The following is a 17,091-nucleotide window of genomic DNA, read 5'->3' on the forward strand; positions in this document are numbered from 1 at the left end:
GAGCGCATCTTGATCTTTGGGCAGTGGCAAGGCGGGGTGCACTTGCGGGCTTTCTGCCTCGTTTGAAAGCAAGAAGGCCGTGATGCAGGAAAATACACAGGGCGCCGTCATCGTCATTTCCAGCCATGTCATGCGTGGTTCCGTCGGCAATCGCGCCGCTGTCTTTGCGCTGGAGACACTCGGTTATCCCGTCTGGGCGGTGCCCACCATCGTCATGCCCTGGCACCCCGGCCACGGCCCCTCCACCCGCATGCGCTTTCAGGACAACGATTTCGACAAGGCCATGACCGACCTCGAAAACGCCAAATGGATCGGCGAGGTCAAGGCTGTCCTGACCGGTTATTTCGGTAGCGCGGCGCAGGTTCGCTCCACCGCACGACTGATCCGCAATCTGAAGGAAAAGAACCCGTCGCTGATTTACGCCTGCGATCCGGTCATGGGCGATCTGGGCGGGCTTTACATTCCCCTTGAAACCGCCGAAGCCATTCGCGATCACCTCATCCCGCTTGCCACGGTCGCCACGCCGAACCGTTATGAACTCGCCTGGATGAGCGGCGCGGAGCTCGAGACCAACAATGCCATCATGGATGCCGCGCTTGCGCTGGGCCCGCCGAAAATGCTGGTCACCTCGGCCGTGCCGATGATGACGGGCGGCACCGGCAATCTTTATCTCAGCGGCCGCCACGCGCTGCTTGCCGAACATCGTGCCATTGAGAATGCGCCGAACGGTCTCGGCGACCTGATGTCGGCGCTGTTCCTCGCCCGCCTGCTGGAAGGCATGGATGACGAAAAGGCGCTGCAGCTCGCAACCGCCAGCGTGTTCGAAATTCTGGCCCGCACCAAAAAACGCGAGATGAACGAACTGACGCTGGAGACGGACTCTTCCAGCCTCTCCACACCCATGGCCATGGTGCAGATGCGTCATCTCTTGCATCCTTCGCGCAGCAAGCGCAAATAGCGGCTAGAGCATTTCCAGGAAAAGTGGCCCTCGGTTTTCCGTCCGGAAATGCGACAAACAAGGAGTTGGAGCGATTTCGCGGTTCGAAGAAAAACGAAAATGCTCCAAAGGATTGGTCTTCAACGCACCGAGTTCTTTTCTTGATCTCGGTCCAACCACAACGGTACTGCGATAGATGAAAGATTTTCCGGAAAACCTTCTCAACGGCTACAAGAACTTCATGAACGGTCGCTATGTCGACGAGCGCGAAAGATACCGCGTTCTGGCCGACACCGGACAGAAGCCGCAGACCCTGTTCATTGCCTGTTGTGACTCTCGCTCCGCGCCGGAAACCATTTTCGACTGCGGACCGGGAGAGCTTTTCGTCGTCCGCAACGTCGCCAACATGGTGCCGCCTTTCGAGCCCGATGGCCAGTACCACGCCACCTCGGCGGCTATCGAATATGCCGTACAGGTTCTGAAGGTGAAGGATATCGTCGTCATGGGCCACGGCCGCTGCGGCGGCATTCAGGCAGCGCTCGATCCCAATCTCGAGCCGCTGTCTCCCGGCGATTTCATCGGCAAATGGATGAACATGGTCAAGTCGGCCGCCGAGCAGATCCAGAGCAATGACGTGATGACCGCTTCCGAGCGGCAGACGGCACTGGAACGTGTTTCCATCCGCAACTCCATCGCCAACCTGCGCGGCTTCCCCTTCGTCAAGGCGCAGGAAACCGCCGGCAAGGTGAAGCTGCACGGCGCATGGTTCGATATTTCGACCGGCGAATTGTGGGTGATGGACAGCAAAACGGGCGATTTTCGTCGCCCGGATCTGTAATTTTCAAAGCCTCGTCACCCCGGACTTGATCCGGGGTCCAGCGCGATCAAGTCCTTGATCGCTAAAAGACTTTCTCCACGGCGCAGACGCGCCGTGGCTGGATGCCGGATCAAGTCCGGCATGACGGAAGTGAAATTTTAGCCCGTGGAAAGCGGCCTTATTGGCCGTCAATCGCCTTGCCGATGAAGGCAATGGCCTGCTGGTAGACGCTTGCGGCGTTCCAGCCCTGGATGGCGGCGTAGTTCGCCTGTCCCTGCTGATAACCGGCGCCGCGCTGCCAGCCGTGACCGACAAGGAAGTTCGCGGTGGAGGCCAATGCATCGGCGCGCGAGCCGACGAGATCGATACGACCGTCGCGGTCGAAATCAACGCCGTAACGCACGACGTTCAGCGGCAGGAACTGCGTCTGGCCGATTTCACCATGGGCCGCACCCTTGGCGTTGACGTTGAGCGAACCGCTGCCGACGAGCTTGAGGGCCGCGTAAAGCTGCTCGGTGAAATAATCCGAACGACGGCAATCGAAGGAGAGCGTCGCGACGGCGGAAAGCGTGTGCTGGTTGCCCATGAAGCCGCCAAAGCCGGTTTCCATGCCCCAGATGGCCAGAAGCGGACCGGCCGGCACGCCATAGGCGCGCTCGATGGAAGCAAAGAGAGAAGCGTTGTTCTTCTTCATGGTCTTGCCGCGCGAAATGATCGTCTGACCGCCGCGCTTCTGCATGAATTGTTCGAAGGAAAGCTTGAAGCTGTGCTGGCCGCGGTCTGCGCGGATCGTCGCCTGGTTGTAGGAGACGCCGGAGAAAGCACGGTCGAGCACCGAGGCGCTGACGCCGCGGCCCGCCGCTTCCTGCTTGAAGGCGCCGACCCAGGCATCGAAGCCCGCCGAAGTGTTGCCGCATTGCGCAGCCATAACCGGCGTCGCTGCCAGAACCGAAACCATGGCCACACCAGCCAGAATTACCTTCATTGCCCGCATCAAAATCTGCCTTCGATATCCTTTGGGGAATTTTTCCCGAGAACCAAACCGTCAATACTGTATGATTCAGGTGCCAAAACTGTCTTTTGGCGGCCTAAATTGCCTTTCGGCAGCAAGGCCTGCAAATAAACTGGCCGTGATCGTCGCCAATTATGAAACCCGCCTGCCCCACACAGAACAGACGGGTTATACTTAACGAACCTTAAAAAATGGTATCAGGCTGCCGCCTTGCGGGGCTTGATGAAACCACGATTGATCAAGAGTTCGGCGATCTGGACGGCGTTGAGAGCCGCACCCTTGCGCAGATTGTCGGAAACAACCCACAGGTTGAGGCCGTTTTCGACCGTCGCATCTTCGCGGATGCGCGAGATATAGGTCGCATCCTCACCGGCGGATTCAACCGGGGTGATGTAGCCGCCGTTTTCGCGCTTGTCGATGACGAGGCAACCCGGCGCTTCGCGCAGGATATCGCGCGCCTGATCGGCGGTAATCTCGTTTTCGAACTCGATATTGACCGATTCCGAATGGCCGATGAAGACCGGAACGCGCACGGCCGTGCAGGTTACCTTGATCTTCGGATCGAGCATCTTCTTGGTTTCGGCCAGAACCTTCCACTCTTCCTTGGTGTAGCCGTCTTCCATGAAGACGTCGATATGCGGAATGACGTTGAAGGCGATGCGCTTGGTGAACTTCTTGGCTTCGACCGGATCGGCCACGAAGACGGCGCGGGTCTGCTGGAACAGCTCGTCCATGCCTTCCTTGCCGGCGCCGGAAACCGACTGGTAGGTGGAGACGACGACGCGCTTGATCTTGGCGAAGTCATGCAGCGGCTTCAGCGCGACGACGAGCTGTGCCGTGGAGCAATTGGGGTTGGCGATGATGTTCTTCTTGGTGAAGCCCGCAACCGCATCGGCGTTCACTTCCGGAACGATCAGCGGAACGTCCTGATCGTAGCGCCATGCGGAAGAGTTGTCGATGACGACGCAGCCCTGCTGGCCGATCTTCGGCGACCACTTCTTGGAAACATCGCCGCCGGCCGACATCAGGCAAATATCCGTGTCGGAAAAATCGTAGTTCTCGAGGTTCGAGACCTTCAGCGTGCGGTCGCCATAGGAGACTTCCGTGCCCTGCGAGCGGGCGGAAGCGAGCGGCACGACTTCATCGGCGGGGAAACCGCGTTCGGCCAGGATATTGAGCATTTCGCGACCGACGTTGCCGGTGGCGCCTGCAATTGCAACTTTGAAACCCATGATCAAGCTCTCTTTCTGTCTCTCCTCTTTTTGGTGAGGTGGGAACCCGCATCAGATCGCGGCTTCCTCGATCCCCAGCCAAACCGGGGAGAGAGCGGTGGCCAGAGACGTTAGACGGTTTTAATCGTCGTTTTGGCCGTAATTCGGGTAGAATGAGAAAGGCGCGGATCATCGCCGGCGGATTGTGCCGGTCCTTCCATGACGAACATGTCTGCAACATGCATGCGCAAGGTGATGCTCCTTCTTCGCGAGAAGCTATTAGAAGGTTTCTTGTTTGTGTCAAGAAAAAAGGCGCGTTTGGAGACGTCTTGCGCAAGACGTCAAATCGGCCTCGCGACGTTTTCGGGACGCCTTGCATTAGACTAAAGTCATAATCCGAAAGCATCGCTCTTATTGCAGTTAATTTTCTGTCACTCTGACACTCCGCGCATTGCACCCTTATGGGGAGTCCGGAGGAGAGAGATGGGCTCCGCAATGCGCCAATTGGGACATCTGTGGAGGACAGACAATGGCAGATATTGCAGCCGTGAGCGGCGCCGCCCGTCCAATGACGGGTGAAGAGAAGAAGGTGATTTTCGCCTCTTCTCTCGGAACAGTCTTCGAATGGTACGATTTTTATCTGTACGGCTCGCTCGCGATCTATATCGGCGCGAACTTCTTCAGCCAATATCCGGAAACGACACGCAACATCTTTGCGCTGCTGGCCTTCGCCGCCGGCTTCCTCGTGCGCCCCTTCGGCGCGCTGGTATTCGGCCGTCTGGGCGACATTGTCGGCCGCAAATATACCTTCCTCATCACCATCCTCATCATGGGCGTTTCGACCTTCCTCGTCGGCGTCCTGCCCGGCGCATCGCAGATCGGCATTGCCGCCCCGATCATCCTGATCGTTCTGCGCATGCTGCAGGGCCTGGCGCTCGGCGGTGAATATGGCGGTGCGGCAACTTACGTGGCCGAACACGCGCCGAACGGCCGCAGGGGCTATTACACGTCGTGGATCCAGACGACGGCGACGCTCGGCCTGTTCCTGTCGCTGGTGGTCATTCTCGGCGTGCAGTTCGCACTCGGCAAGGAAGCCTTCGCAGCCTGGGGCTGGCGCATTCCCTTCCTCGTCTCCGTTCTGCTGCTCGGCGTATCGGTCTGGATTCGTCTGAAAATGAATGAATCCCCCGCCTTCAAGAAGATGAAGGAAGAAGGCAAGACCTCGAAAGCGCCGCTCAGCGAAGCCTTCGGCCAGTGGAAAAACGCCAAGATCGCGCTCATCGCGCTTGTCGGCGCCGTCATCGGCCAGGCCGTTGTCTGGTATACGGGCCAGTTCTACGCGCTGTTCTTCCTGCAGAGCATTCTGAAGGTCGACGGCCAGTCCGCCAACATCATGGTAGCGGCGGCACTCATCCTCGGCACCAGCTTCTTCGTCATCTTCGGCTGGCTTTCCGACAAGATCGGCCGCAAGCCGATCATCATGGCCGGTCTCATACTTGCCATGCTGACCTACTTCCCGCTGTTCAAGGCACTGACATGGGCCGGCAACCCGGCGCTTGCGCAAGCCCAGTCCACCGTTCGCGCCACCGTGACCGCTGCCCCCGGCGACTGCAAGTTCCAGTTCAACCCGACCGGCACGGCGAAGTTCACCACATCCTGCGATATCGCTACCTCGTTCCTGACGCGCAATTCCGTTCCCTATGACGTGGTTGCAGGAGCAGCCGGCCAGCCGGCCAGCATCAAGATCGGCGATGCGACCATCGCCAGCTACGACGCGGCCGCCGCCGGCGCGGATGCGGCAGCCAAGGACAAGGCCTTCCAGAAGCAGGTCAACATGGCGCTTCACGATGGCGGCTACCCGCTGGTGCGCGGCGCGGCGCAGGTGCCGGACGCGAAACTGGATGCCTTCATTGCCGCAAACCCGGAGCTTAACCTCAATGCGGAGGCCGTTCGCGCTGCCGACAAGAAGATGGTCGCGACCGACAAGCTGGTGGCGGACAAGCTGCTGACACCGGCAGAAGCCGCTGGTGCCGCGGAAATGGCCGTCTACACCGTAGCCGGCGGCGGCACCTTCTCCATGGTGGCCGACCCGGCCGCCGTGAACTGGGTCGTCATCATCGCGGTCCTGACCGTCCTCGTCATCTACGTGACGATGGTCTACGGCCCGATCGCGGCCCTGCTGGTCGAACTGTTCCCGACCCGCATCCGCTACTCCGGCATGTCGCTGCCATACCACATCGGTAACGGCTGGTTCGGCGGTCTTCTGCCCGCCACCGCCTTTGCGATGAGCGCGGCGAAGGGCGACATCTATTACGGCCTCTGGTACCCGATCATCTTCGCGGGCATCACGCTGGTCGTCGGCCTGCTGTTCCTGCCGGAAACCAAGGATCGCGATATCCACGCCATGGATTGAGCCATACCCTGTTTGACATTTTCGGAACCCGGCGCTTCAGCGCCGGGTTCTTTTATTGCGCGGTACGTCCGCATATCGAACAAGACTGTCGCAGCGGGCTGTCATTCCGTCGCAGGCAAGACAAAATCAATATGGAGACAAAGCCCCCCTGAATAGGTTATGACCCCCCTATATTATCAGGCAGAGGGAGAGCCATTTTGAGAATCGGGACACCTAAGGAATTATATGAGGGCGAGGCGCGCGTCGGCATGACGCCCGACAGCGCCCAGGCATTGCAGAAACTCGGATATGGTTGCATTCTTGAAACCGGTGCAGGCAAGGCGGCGGGTTTTTCCGACGACGCCTATCGCGCAGCCGGTGTGACGATCGTCGACAGCGCCGATGCGCTTTACGCCGGTTCCGACATCATCGCCAAGGTTCGTCCGCCGGAAACGTCGGAGATTGATCGCCTGTCTTCGGACAAGACGCTGATCTCGTTCTTCTATCCCGCCCAGAACAAGGACCTTCTGGAGCAGGCGAAGGAAAAGGGCGCAAATGTCATCGCCATGGACATGGTGCCGCGCATTTCCCGCGCCCAGAAGATGGACGCCCTGTCCTCCATGGCCAATATCGCCGGTTATCGTGCGGTCATCGAGGCCGGCAATAATTTCGGCCGCTTCTTCACCGGTCAGGTCACCGCCGCCGGCAAGGTGCCGCCCGCCAAGGTTCTGGTCATCGGCGCAGGCGTCGCCGGTCTCGCCGCCATCGGCACGGCCACATCGCTCGGCGCCATCACCTATGCCTTCGACGTTCGCCCGGAAGTGGCCGAACAGATCGAATCCATGGGCGCGGAATTCGTCTATCTCGATTTCGCCGATCAGCAGCAGGACGGCGCCGCCACCGGCGGTTATGCCGCCCCCTCCTCGCCGGAATTCCGCGAGAAGCAGCTCGAAAAATTCCGCGAACTCGCGCCGCAGATCGATATCGTCATCACCACGGCGCTCATTCCGGGCCGCGACGCCCCGAAACTGTGGCTCGCCGACATGGTGGCGATGATGAAGCCGGGTTCGGTCATCATCGACCTCGCCGCCGAACGCGGCGGCAATTGCGACCTCACGGTTCCCGACCAGCGTGTCGTTTCCGACAATGGCGTCATCGTCATCGGCTATACGGATTTCCCGAGCCGCATGGCGACACAGGCCTCGACGCTCTATTCCACCAACATCCGCCACATGATGACCGATCTGACGCCCGCAAAGGACGGCAAGCCGGTTCACAACATGGAAGACGACGTCATCCGCGGTGCGACGGTCACCTATCAGGGTGAAATCACTTATCCCCCGCCGCCGCCGAAAATTCAGGCGATTGCCGCGCAGAAGCCGAAGGAAAGAGCAAAAGAACTCACGCCCGAGGAAAAGCACGCCAAGGAACATGCGGACTTCAAGGCGCAGACGAAAAGCCAGGTCGGTCTGCTCGCCGTCGGTACGGCGATCCTGCTTCTGGTGGGCGCTTTCGCGCCGGCAAGCTTCATGAGCCACTTCATCGTTTTCGTGCTGGCCTGCTTCGTCGGTTTCCAGGTCATCTGGAATGTCAGCCACTCGCTGCACACGCCGCTGATGGCGGTGACGAACGCGATTTCCGGCATCGTCATCATCGGTGCATTGCTGCAGATCGGTTCCGGCAACTGGCTGGTGGTGATCCTCGCCTCGCTTTCCGTCCTGATCGCGACGATCAACATCGTCGGCGGTTTCCTCGTGACACGGCGCATGCTCGCCATGTTCCAGAAGTCCTGAGCCGTGTAGGGGACATTCAATGACCATTGGTATCGTTTCCGCGGCCTATGTTGCCGCAGCCGTTCTTTTCATCCTTTCTCTTGGCGGCCTTTCCGGACAGGAAAGCGCCAAACGCGCCGTCTGGTACGGCATTGTCGGCATGGGTCTCGCCATCGTCGCCACCGTCTTCGGCCCTGAGATCAGCAAGGGCGTCGGGCAGTGGCTCGTGGTGCTGCTGATGCTGGCGGGCGGCTCCGTTCTCGGCTACTTCGTCGCAAGCCGCGTGCAGATGACCGAAATGCCGCAGCTTGTTGCAGCCCTTCACTCCTTCGTCGGCCTCGCCGCCGTCTTCATCGGCTTCAACGCCCATATCGAGGAAGCGCATGTCGCCTCGCTCGATGAGACCGCGCGTTCGCTGCTGACCGGCTTTTCCGCCATTCTCGCCCACAAGACGCCGGTTGAACTGGCGATCATGAAGGTCGAGGTCTTCCTCGGCGTCTTCATCGGCGCGGTCACATTCACCGGCTCGGTCGTCGCCTTCGGCAAGCTTGCCGGCAAGGTGGACGGCAAGGCGAAGAAGCTGCCGGGCGGGCATCTGCTCAATGCCGGCGCTGCGATCCTGTCGCTCGTGCTGCTCATCATGTATTGCAACGGCGCCGGCGCATGGACGCTGGTGCTGATGACGCTTGCCGCCTTCTTCATCGGTTATCACCTGATCATGGGCATCGGCGGCGCCGACATGCCTGTCGTCGTTTCGATGCTGAACAGCTATTCCGGCTGGGCGGCGGCGGCCATCGGCTTCACGCTCGGCAACGATCTGCTGATCGTCACCGGTGCGCTGGTCGGCTCCTCGGGTGCGATCCTCTCCTACATCATGTGCAAGGCGATGAACCGCTCCTTCATCTCGGTCATCCTCGGCGGCTTCGGCGGCACGACGGGTCCGGCGATGGAAATCGAGGGCGAGCAGGTGGCGATCGATGCCGAAGGCGTGGCCGCAGCACTGAATGACGCCGACAGCGTCATCATCGTTCCCGGCTACGGCATGGCGGTGGCGCAGGCGCAGGCCGCGGTCTCCGAACTGACCCGCAAGCTGCGGGCCGACGGCAAGACCGTGCGCTTCGCCATCCACCCGGTCGCAGGCCGCCTGCCCGGCCACATGAACGTGCTGCTGGCCGAAGCCAAGGTGCCCTACGACATCGTGCTGGAAATGGACGAGATCAACGACGATTTCCCCAACACCGACGTCGTGATCGTCATCGGCTCCAACGACATCGTCAATCCAGCCGCCCAGGACGATCCGAACTCGCCGATTGCCGGCATGCCGGTTCTGGAAGTGTGGAAGTCCAAACTGGTCATCGTCTCCAAGCGCGGCCAGGGCACGGGTTACTCCGGTATCGAGAACCCGCTGTTCTACAAGGACAATACCCGCATGTTCTACGGCGACGCCAAGAAGTCGATCAACGATCTTCTGCCGCTGATCAAGTAAATGAAAAGGGCGTTTCCGGGAGGCCGGAAACGCCTTCGAATTTCTGAGAAACGACGATACGTTTCGTCCGTCATGCCGGACTTGATCCGGCATCCAGCCACGGCGCGTCTGCGCCGTGAATGGACTCTCTCGCGATCAAGGACTTGATCGCGCTGGACCCCGGATCAAGTCCGGGGTGACGGTGTGCGGATGCTACGGCCGCGCCAAACGGAACCGTTTCGCGGCACTTTGTCGATAGACTGCCGCCACTTCCAACTTTCAAAAGACCGCGCTCAAAGCACCCGGTAACGCCGGTTGAAATACATCAGCGCCTCATCGCCCGCATTGATCTTCATATCCACAACCTCGCAGATCAGAATATCATGCGTGCCGCCGTCATGCGCCTCGCGAATGCGGCAGTCGAAAGAGACAAGCGCGTCCTGCAGAACCGGCGCGCTGGTTTCAAGCACACCCCAGCTCCCGGCGGCGAAACGCTCTTCCGCCGGCGTCTTGCCGCCGAAAAGCGTGCTCAGCACCTCGTGATGGGCGGCGAGCGTGTTGACGCAGACGACGCCATTGGCCTTCACCACCCTGTAAGCGGAAGAATTGCGGTTGAGGCAGATAAGAAGCGTGGGCGGGTTGTCGGAAACGCTGCAAACCGCCGTCGCTGCAAAGCCTGCACGGCCTGCCGCCCCGTCCGTGGTGACGATATTGACCGCCGCACCGAGCCGCGCCATGGCGTTTCTATAATCGAGGCTGCGCTGCTGTGCAGTCTTCGTCTCCATTTCCGCTTCCTTTTCAAGAGACATCATCTGCATCTAACCCATCCTTCCTTAACAGGCCATCAAGCCAGCACACAGGCGTCTTCGAAGCCAAGGCGGGGCAACCGTCCGAAAAGCTTCGACGGATCGCCATAGCCGAGATTGATCAGGAAATTGGACTTCCACGTCGTGCCTGCGAAAAACGCCGTATCCACCTTGCCTTTGTCGAAACCGGACATTGCTCCGGTATCCAGTCCCAATGAGCGGGCTGCAAGGATGAGATAACCCGCCTGCAGCGTGGCATTGCGGAAGGCCGTCTCCTCGGCCACGGCCGGGCTGGAGGTGAACCACGAACGGGCATCGGCATGCGGAAACAGCATCGGCAGTTTCTCGTAAAATTCGCGGTCGATGGCGGCGATCACGGTGACGGGTGCTGCCATGGTCTTTTCAAGATTGCCCGAAGAAAGCGCCGGCCGCAGTTTTTCTTTCGCTTCCTGGCTGCGCACGAACACGAAACGCCCCGGCGAGCAATTGGCCGAGGTCGGACCCATCTTCGTCAGATCGTAAAGCTCTCTCAGCGTCTCGTCGCCGACCGGCTTGTCAGCCCAGCCATTATGGGTGCGGGCCGCGGTGAAAAGTGCTGCAAGTGCCTTGTCGTCGAGTGCTGTGGTCATTGTCTTAAAAATCCCGTCAGAATGTTCGTGTTGCCGGTAGCAGAAACTGCAAAAGCCGAGCGTTGAAAAGGTCAGCTTCGGTAATATTGACCGCATGCGCCCCGAAATCGAGAAGGCAGAGTTCGCCCTGCGGCAAACCCTCAGCGAGACGCAGGGAGCGGGTGTAGGGCACCAGAAGATCGTCTTTCGTGCCCACCACCAGAACCGGATTGCCGATCTCGCAAAGGCGACTATCGACGTCAAAGGCCCTCAGCGCCGCGATGCGCCGAAGCACATTCGCCCTGCCCTGAAAATGCACGATGCCATGGGCATCGTCCCGCGCCAGCCGCTCCTGATGTTCCGACATCCACGCAGCCGGATAGAGAAACAGCGGCTGGGCTTTCACGAAAGCCTCGACGCCGGATTTCTCCAGAAGCTCGATCCGCACATCGAAGCAGCGCCCGGAATGCGGATCGGCCTTGCTCCATGCATTGATAAGAACGAGCCTGTCGATGAGACCGGGTTGGCGCAGCGCGATATCGAGTCCGATCAGGCCGCCGAGCGCATGACCCATGAAGTGGAATTTCTCGAGGTTCAGCGCCGAAGCGATTTCCAGCACATCATCCGCCATCGCCGATATGCCGCCATTCAGCGGCACTTCGCCGCCAGTCCTGCCGGTTCCGCGATGGTCGTAGGTGACGATCCGGAAATGATCGGAGAGGTCTTCGATCTGCGGCGCCCAATAGGCGCCCGATCCGCCCAGCCCCGATGACAGCAGGATTGTGGGCGCCTCAGGATCAGTCCGGCCATGAACCTCGAAATGCATCATCTGCCGTTTCGCCCTATTTGCCGATATGGGCGACGGTGGCGATTTCCACCAGCGCGTCAGGCTTTACGAGGCCGCACTGGATGCAATAACGCGCCGGCTTGTCGCCGGGGAAATATTCGGCATAGACCGTGTTGACGGCCTGGTAGTTCGCCCAGTCGGTGATGAAGATGTGGTTCATCGTCACGTCCTCCATCGTGCCGCCGGCGGTCTCGATGACGGACTTGATGGTCTCCAGAACATGGCGGGTCTGCGCGCTCGCATCGCCCACATGCACGACATTATTGTCCTTGTCGAAAGGCAGCGTACCGGAAACGTAAACCACGCCATCGGCAAGGGTTCCCGGCGAAAAGGGAGCGATGGGTTTGCTGGTGCCGGCGGGCACAACGATCTTCTTCGGCATTTCGTTCTCCTCTTGTGGTTGGATATCAAGCGCTGACGGGCGCGGCCTGCGAGATGACGCCGCAGAAATCATTGACGGTGGCGACCCAGCCGAAAAATTTCTCGACATTGTAGACCGTCGCCTGCTGGATATAGTCCGGGCCCAGATGATGCGTGGCATCCTCCAGCATCACCCCGAAATATTCGAGATGGAAGGCATCGCGCAGCGAGCTTTCCACGCAGACATTGGTGGCGATGCCGACAAACACCAGATTGCGAATGCCGCGGGCGCGCAACACGCTGTCCATATTGGTATTGAAGAAACCGCTGTAACGCGTCTTCGGCACCAGAATATCGCCGGGCTGCGGCTGCAGCTCGTCGACGATGGCATAGTCCCACGTGCCCTTTGCCAGAAGCTGGCCCTGCAACTCCGGCCTTTTGCGCATGGTCTTCAGGGCGTTGGACTTGTGCCAGTTGGGCGAACCCGGCCCGCCCGCCTCGACATAGTCCTTGTCCCAGCCATTCTGGAAATAAATGACCTGAACGCCCGCCGCCCGTGCGGCGTCCAGCGTCTTCTTGATGTTGGCGATGGTGCCCTTGGCCCCGGAAATATCGAAACCGGCCAGATCGACATAACCGCCCTCGGTCGAATAGGCGTTCTGCATGTCGACCACGACAACGGCGGTCTCGCTGGGTTTCAGGGTGATCGGCTCCGGCCGGGCGGGAAGCGTCACGCTTTCCGAACGGCTTTCCGGCCCCTTGTAACCCGCCACGACGGCTTCACTCATTCCGCAGCCTCCAGTGCAGCCTGAACATGCGCGCGGCTCTTCATCAGCGGCTGCACATATTTGCCGAATTTCTCGACGCCTTCGAGGAAGTCGTCGAAGGTCAACATCACGCCGCCCGTTCCCGGCACTTCGCTCATCTCGTCCAGCATGGCCGCCACTTCCTCATAGGAGCCGATCAGCGTTCCCATGTTGATGTTGACCGCCGAGACGGGATTGGACATGTGCCGGACATTGGTGTCGGAGCCGGATTTGGTGTCGACAGCGCTTTGCAGGCCGAGCCACTTGATCGCATCCTCATCCGCACCCGCCTTGTAGTGCTCCCATTTCGCCCAGGCATCCTCGGATTTTTCCTCGGCAAGCACCATCGTCAGCACGACGGATTTAACCTCGCGGCCGGTCTTTTCCGTTGCCGCCAGCAGCCGCTCATTGGTGGGCGCGAAGGCCTTCGGCGTATTGACGCCGACGCCGAAGCAGAAGCTGTAATCGGCGAACTTGGCCGAAAACGCCATGCCGGAATTGGAGGAACCGGCGCAGATGAGTTTGACGTCGCCCTGCGGCACCGGCTTCATGCGGCAATCCTCCATCTGGAAAAACTTGCCCTTGTAGTCCGACTGGCCCTCCGTCAGCAGCTCTTTCAAGATGGAGGTATATTCGCCGAGATATTCGTAGCGGTCGCCGAAATAATCGTCGCCCGGCCAAAGCCCCATCTGGCTGTATTCCGGCCGCTGCCAGCCGGTAATAAGATTGATGCCGAAACGGCCGCCGGAAATGGAATCGATGGTCGTCGCCATGCGGGCAACGATGGCCGGCGGCATGACCAGCGTAGCGGCCGTGCCGAACAGCTTGATCTTGGAGGTGACGGCGGCAAGGCCCGCCATCAGCGTGAAAGATTCCAGATTATAGTCCCAGAACTCGGTCTTGCCGCCAAAACCGCGCAGCTTGATCATCGAAAGAGCGAAGTCGAAACCATATTGCTCCGCCTTCAACGTGATGGCCTTGTTCAGGTCGAAACTCGGTTTGTATTGCGGCGCGTTTTCTGACAGCAGCCAACCATTGTTCCCGATCGGGATAAAAACACCAACTTCCATCTTGCTGTTCCCTTTTTTGCATCAGGTGTCTCCTGACTTGGCAAAAGAGTAGCAGGTTCTGTGCCAGACCAAATAAAATAATTTTATCAAATGGATAAAATTTTGGAGGCGAATTATTTTTATCAAAAGATAAAAATTTTATCATTTGGTAAAATTATTTGCCTGTTTATTCGGCAAGTATCGAACGCAATCTGCGGGAAATGGGCGGCTCTTACATCGGTCGCGGAGCGTCGTACAAAATCCGGAAGCTCTCCTCCGTCATGCCGGACTAGATCCGGCATCCAGCCACGGCGCGTCTGCGCCGTGAGGAATGAGTCTTTGCGATCAAGGACTTGATCGCGCTGGACCCCGGATCTAGTCCGGGGTGACGCCGCGAGGGTGCTAAAACCCGGCCAAACATCCATGCACACGCAGCATTCCAAGCGCTCTCAGAGGAGTTGCCGCAAAGCTATGCCGAAATCTCAGACGAGGCGCTGCCGCGCATAGGCATGCACGGCCCGGAAAGCGGCTTCCGCACCGGCGATGACCCGCTCTTCCTCTTCGACCGTCAGCGAAATTTCATCGAGCGCAGCGGTAAAGGTGCGCCAGTGCAGGCCGCGTCCTTCCGGAGCACCGGCCAGATGGCGTGCCCCGAAGTCTTCATTCAGACCAAGCTTGGCCGCATCTTTCAGCAGGAAGGCAGCGCCGAGATTGGAGCCTTCGACCACATAAAGCCAACCCATGGCCTCCGGCAGATCGAACGGCGTTTCACCGGTGAAGCGCGGTTCGGCCGTTTCGGGAATGGGAAGACCGAGATCGGCAAGGTCCTGCTCGATCATGGAGAGGCGGCGGCGGCCTTTGAGATCGGGAAGCAGGCCGTCAAGCGTCGCATTGGAGAAGAAGACATCGAGGTCACGATGGAAAAGATACTGCGTTTCCACGAATTTGCCGAAGTTCTCCCGGCTCTCGAACGGCTTCGATGCCATGATGAAGGCATCGAGATCGCCATGCGCGCCGCGCGTCGCAGCTTTCAGGCGCTTGACGCGGCTCTGCTCAATGTCTGCTACAGGCGCTGACGGCTCCGCAATGGTCATGATGATGGTCCCTTTATCCCTAATATTCAGATTGCTGATAAAAATCTTTACTCCAACAGTCAAATTTTATTTTCGCATTTATCCGCTCGCCTTGCAAAGAGCATAAGCCCGCTGTCGCCACGGTAAAGCGGCATCCCCTGCCTCTGTACAACCCTTCCATCCCAACGCCTCGCAGCGTTGCCGCTCAACGCACGACGAAGCGAATTCCTCGATTCCCATCTTCCGAACAATCAAACTGCAATTACCTCTTTACAATTAACATGTCAGCGCGTTATCAATGCGCAATCACCTTCGAGGAGCATCTTACTTGACCCAGAAATTTGGCCTTTCGGCAGCCCTGACCACCCCTTTCAAAAAGGACGGAACGGTCGATATCGACGCCATGATCGCCCATGCCCGACGCTGCCTCGCAAATGGCTGCGACAGCGTGACACTCTTCGGCACCACGGGCGAAGGATGCTCCGTCGGCAGCCGTGAACGGCAGGTCATTCTTTCCCGCTTCATCGAAGCGGGCGTTGCACCTTCCCGTCTGGTCACCGGCGTTCTGGTGGATTCGATCGAGGATGCGGCCGAGCAATCGGCCGAGGCCCTGAAGGCTGGCGCCCGCAATATTCTTCTCGCTCCACCCTCCTATTTCAAGAATGTCGGCGATGACGGCCTGTTTGCCTGGTTCTCGGCGGTGTTCGAAAAGATCGGCAAGGAAGCACGCGATATTCTCGTCTACAACATCCCTTCCGTCACCATGGTGACATTGTCGGTCGAGCTGGTTGGACGGCTGAAAAAGGCATTCCCCGGCATCGTCACCGGCGTCAAGGATTCCTCCGGCAACTGGAGCCATACCGAGCGCCTGCTGAAAGAACATGGCGATCTCGCCATCCTGATCGGCGATGAGCGCGATCTGGCGAAGGGTGTCCGTCTCGGCGGCCAGGGCGCGATCTCCGGTGTCGCCAATTTCCTGACACAGGAAGTCCGCGCCATGGCCGTCGATGGCAAGGACGACAAGCGCGTCGAAGATCTTGTTGTGGAACTTCTGAAATTTCCGGTTACGCCAGCGGTCAAGGTGCTGGTATCACACACGACAGGAGAAAATATCTGGGCGGATGTACGCGCGCCGCTCGTCGCCATTTCGGCTGAAGACCGGCGGCGGATCGAAGGCGCATTCGACGCGCTGTTTCGCAAACAGGCCGCCTGAACAGACGTTGAAAGGTTGAGCATGGAAGATACCGGCGAACAGACATTGCGGGAACGGGCGTATGAAAGCTTTACGCATCACCTTCTCTCGCGCGACGTTCGCCCGGGGCAGTTCATCTCGCAACGCCGCCTCGTGGAATTGACGGGTCTGCCGCTGGGGGCGATCCGGGAGGCCATTCCAAGGCTGGAGGCGGAAGGCCTTATCAAGACCGTGCCGCAGCGGGGGTTGCAGGTCGCCCATATCGACCTCAACCTCATCCGCGAGGCGTTCCAGTTCCGCATCTTTCTCGAAAAGGAGGCCGTGGCGCTCTTTACCCGCTCGGCCTCCGACGAGGCCATCGCAAAGCTCCTGAAACAGCATCGCGATATTGCCGAAGCGGCTGAAAACGGTGGGGAATCCCCGGAACTGGACGAGCATGCGCAGCAGGTGGACTGGGGCATGCACGACGCCTTCATCGATGCGCTCGGCAATTCGATCATCTCGAACGCCTACCGGGTCAATTCCATCAAGATGCGCCTCATCAATCAGGAGCGCTTCCGCATTGCCGGCCATGTGAAGTCGGTGATGAAGGAACATCTCGCCATTCTCGAGGCCATCGAGAGGCGATCCGTCGAAGACGCCGTGGAGCGGCTGACCGCCCATATCCGCAACGCAAGGGACAGGGCGCTGGCGGTATAGGGCAATTCCGGCAGGGGCTGAAGAGGGCTCTGCGCCGGGATTGCA

Annotated in this window: 16 protein-coding genes; 7 read left to right on the top strand and 9 right to left on the bottom strand. The window is 59.5% G+C overall.

What is annotated here, in order from left to right:
- Nucleotides 1–82: 82 nt before the first annotated feature.
- Complete coding sequence (gene pdxY / locus FGF54_RS11385) at nucleotides 83–958, top strand: pyridoxal kinase PdxY (protein WP_142779706.1); 876 nt, start codon at nucleotides 83–85, stop codon at nucleotides 956–958.
- 175 nt (nucleotides 959–1,133) lie between these two features.
- Nucleotides 1,134–1,775: a carbonic anhydrase gene (locus FGF54_RS11390; RefSeq protein WP_142779707.1), complete on the top strand. Its 642-nt coding sequence runs from the start codon at nucleotides 1,134–1,136 to the stop codon at nucleotides 1,773–1,775.
- A gap of 157 nt (nucleotides 1,776–1,932) precedes the next feature.
- On the opposite strand, the gene FGF54_RS11395 is transcribed toward FGF54_RS11390, so the two are convergent.
- Nucleotides 1,933–2,748, bottom strand: a complete 816-nt coding sequence (locus tag FGF54_RS11395; RefSeq protein WP_003522625.1) for a lytic transglycosylase domain-containing protein — start codon at nucleotides 2,746–2,748, stop codon at nucleotides 1,933–1,935.
- 215 nt (nucleotides 2,749–2,963) lie between these two features.
- Complete coding sequence (locus FGF54_RS11400; protein WP_003522626.1) at nucleotides 2,964–3,998, bottom strand: aspartate-semialdehyde dehydrogenase; 1,035 nt, start codon at nucleotides 3,996–3,998, stop codon at nucleotides 2,964–2,966.
- Nucleotides 3,999–4,506: 508 nt separating this feature from the next.
- Between FGF54_RS11400 and FGF54_RS11410 the strand changes: the two genes are divergently transcribed.
- The 3 genes from FGF54_RS11410 (at nucleotide 4,507) to FGF54_RS11420 (ending at nucleotide 9,627) form a co-directional block, all read left to right on the top strand.
- On the top strand, nucleotides 4,507–6,390 hold the full coding sequence (locus FGF54_RS11410) for an MFS transporter (RefSeq protein ID WP_020809333.1): 1,884 nt from the start codon (nucleotides 4,507–4,509) through the stop codon (nucleotides 6,388–6,390).
- A 197-nt stretch (nucleotides 6,391–6,587) separates the two neighbouring features.
- Nucleotides 6,588–8,162, top strand: a complete 1,575-nt coding sequence (locus tag FGF54_RS11415; RefSeq protein WP_142779708.1) for a Re/Si-specific NAD(P)(+) transhydrogenase subunit alpha — start codon at nucleotides 6,588–6,590, stop codon at nucleotides 8,160–8,162.
- Nucleotides 8,163–8,181: 19 nt separating this feature from the next.
- Nucleotides 8,182–9,627 (top strand): NAD(P)(+) transhydrogenase (Re/Si-specific) subunit beta, encoded by a 1,446-nt coding sequence (locus FGF54_RS11420; protein WP_003522629.1) that lies wholly within the window; start codon nucleotides 8,182–8,184, stop codon nucleotides 9,625–9,627.
- Between the two features lie 272 nt (nucleotides 9,628–9,899).
- Here the strand turns inward: FGF54_RS11420 and rutF are convergent, their stop codons facing one another.
- The 7 genes from rutF to FGF54_RS11455 form a co-directional block, all read right to left on the bottom strand.
- A complete protein-coding gene (gene rutF, locus FGF54_RS11425; protein WP_142779709.1) occupies nucleotides 9,900–10,424 on the bottom strand; it encodes an NADH-dependent FMN reductase RutF in 525 nt (174 codons plus the stop codon).
- Between the two features lie 26 nt (nucleotides 10,425–10,450).
- Nucleotides 10,451–11,041, bottom strand: coding sequence for a malonic semialdehyde reductase (locus FGF54_RS11430; protein ID WP_020810327.1), 591 nt, complete (start codon nucleotides 11,039–11,041; stop codon nucleotides 10,451–10,453).
- A gap of 16 nt (nucleotides 11,042–11,057) precedes the next feature.
- The gene (gene rutD, locus FGF54_RS11435) at nucleotides 11,058–11,849 is read right to left on the bottom strand and encodes a pyrimidine utilization protein D (protein ID WP_168208072.1); all 792 of its coding nucleotides are present in this window, start codon (nucleotides 11,847–11,849) and stop codon (nucleotides 11,058–11,060) included.
- Nucleotides 11,850–11,862: 13 nt separating this feature from the next.
- Complete coding sequence (gene rutC / locus FGF54_RS11440; protein ID WP_003492069.1) at nucleotides 11,863–12,249, bottom strand: pyrimidine utilization protein C; 387 nt, start codon at nucleotides 12,247–12,249, stop codon at nucleotides 11,863–11,865.
- Nucleotides 12,250–12,274: 25 nt separating this feature from the next.
- Nucleotides 12,275–13,015, bottom strand: coding sequence for a pyrimidine utilization protein B (gene rutB / locus FGF54_RS11445; protein ID WP_003492071.1), 741 nt, complete (start codon nucleotides 13,013–13,015; stop codon nucleotides 12,275–12,277).
- Nucleotides 13,012–14,103, bottom strand: coding sequence for a pyrimidine utilization protein A (gene rutA, locus FGF54_RS11450; protein ID WP_059760061.1), 1,092 nt, complete (start codon nucleotides 14,101–14,103; stop codon nucleotides 13,012–13,014). Before rutA ends, rutB begins: the two co-directional genes overlap by 4 nt.
- 461 nt (nucleotides 14,104–14,564) lie before the next feature.
- Nucleotides 14,565–15,176: a biliverdin-producing heme oxygenase gene (locus FGF54_RS11455; protein ID WP_080850922.1), complete on the bottom strand. Its 612-nt coding sequence runs from the start codon at nucleotides 15,174–15,176 to the stop codon at nucleotides 14,565–14,567.
- 307 nt (nucleotides 15,177–15,483) lie between these two features.
- Here FGF54_RS11455 and FGF54_RS11460 point away from each other — a divergent pair, with 307 nt between their 5' ends.
- Both FGF54_RS11460 and FGF54_RS11465 read left to right on the top strand, forming a co-directional pair.
- Nucleotides 15,484–16,368 carry a dihydrodipicolinate synthase family protein gene (locus FGF54_RS11460; RefSeq protein WP_142779710.1) on the top strand — a complete coding sequence of 295 codons (885 nt, stop codon included), beginning with the start codon at nucleotides 15,484–15,486 and terminating at the stop codon, nucleotides 16,366–16,368.
- 21 nt (nucleotides 16,369–16,389) lie between these two features.
- The gene (locus FGF54_RS11465; RefSeq protein ID WP_020810165.1) at nucleotides 16,390–17,046 is read left to right on the top strand and encodes a GntR family transcriptional regulator; all 657 of its coding nucleotides are present in this window, start codon (nucleotides 16,390–16,392) and stop codon (nucleotides 17,044–17,046) included.
- Nucleotides 17,047–17,091 lie beyond the last annotated feature (45 nt).

It is taken from the genome of Agrobacterium sp. T29 (assembly GCF_006970545.1).
GTDB lineage: Bacteria > Pseudomonadota > Alphaproteobacteria > Rhizobiales > Rhizobiaceae > Agrobacterium > Agrobacterium leguminum.

What these genes read in the sequence shown, in the direction of transcription:
- FGF54_RS11430 (WP_020810327.1), bottom strand. Translation starts at nt 11,041, where the DNA reads ATGACCACAGCACTCGACGACAAGGCACTTGCAGCACTTTTCACCGCG.
- FGF54_RS11390 (WP_142779707.1), top strand. Translation starts at nt 1,134, where the DNA reads ATGAAAGATTTTCCGGAAAACCTTCTCAACGGCTACAAGAACTTCATG.
- rutB (WP_003492071.1), bottom strand. Translation starts at nt 13,015, where the DNA reads ATGAGTGAAGCCGTCGTGGCGGGTTACAAGGGGCCGGAAAGCCGTTCG.
- rutF (WP_142779709.1), bottom strand. Translation starts at nt 10,424, where the DNA reads ATGCAGATGATGTCTCTTGAAAAGGAAGCGGAAATGGAGACGAAGACT.
- rutA (WP_059760061.1), bottom strand. Translation starts at nt 14,103, where the DNA reads ATGGAAGTTGGTGTTTTTATCCCGATCGGGAACAATGGTTGGCTGCTG.
- FGF54_RS11395 (WP_003522625.1), bottom strand. Translation starts at nt 2,748, where the DNA reads ATGCGGGCAATGAAGGTAATTCTGGCTGGTGTGGCCATGGTTTCGGTT.
- FGF54_RS11400 (WP_003522626.1), bottom strand. Translation starts at nt 3,998, where the DNA reads ATGGGTTTCAAAGTTGCAATTGCAGGCGCCACCGGCAACGTCGGTCGC.
- FGF54_RS11455 (WP_080850922.1), bottom strand. Translation starts at nt 15,176, where the DNA reads ATGACCATTGCGGAGCCGTCAGCGCCTGTAGCAGACATTGAGCAGAGC.
- rutC (WP_003492069.1), bottom strand. Translation starts at nt 12,249, where the DNA reads ATGCCGAAGAAGATCGTTGTGCCCGCCGGCACCAGCAAACCCATCGCT.
- FGF54_RS11410 (WP_020809333.1), top strand. Translation starts at nt 4,507, where the DNA reads ATGGCAGATATTGCAGCCGTGAGCGGCGCCGCCCGTCCAATGACGGGT.
- FGF54_RS11465 (WP_020810165.1), top strand. Translation starts at nt 16,390, where the DNA reads ATGGAAGATACCGGCGAACAGACATTGCGGGAACGGGCGTATGAAAGC.
- FGF54_RS11420 (WP_003522629.1), top strand. Translation starts at nt 8,182, where the DNA reads ATGACCATTGGTATCGTTTCCGCGGCCTATGTTGCCGCAGCCGTTCTT.
- rutD (WP_168208072.1), bottom strand. Translation starts at nt 11,849, where the DNA reads ATGATGCATTTCGAGGTTCATGGCCGGACTGATCCTGAGGCGCCCACA.
- pdxY (WP_142779706.1), top strand. Translation starts at nt 83, where the DNA reads ATGCAGGAAAATACACAGGGCGCCGTCATCGTCATTTCCAGCCATGTC.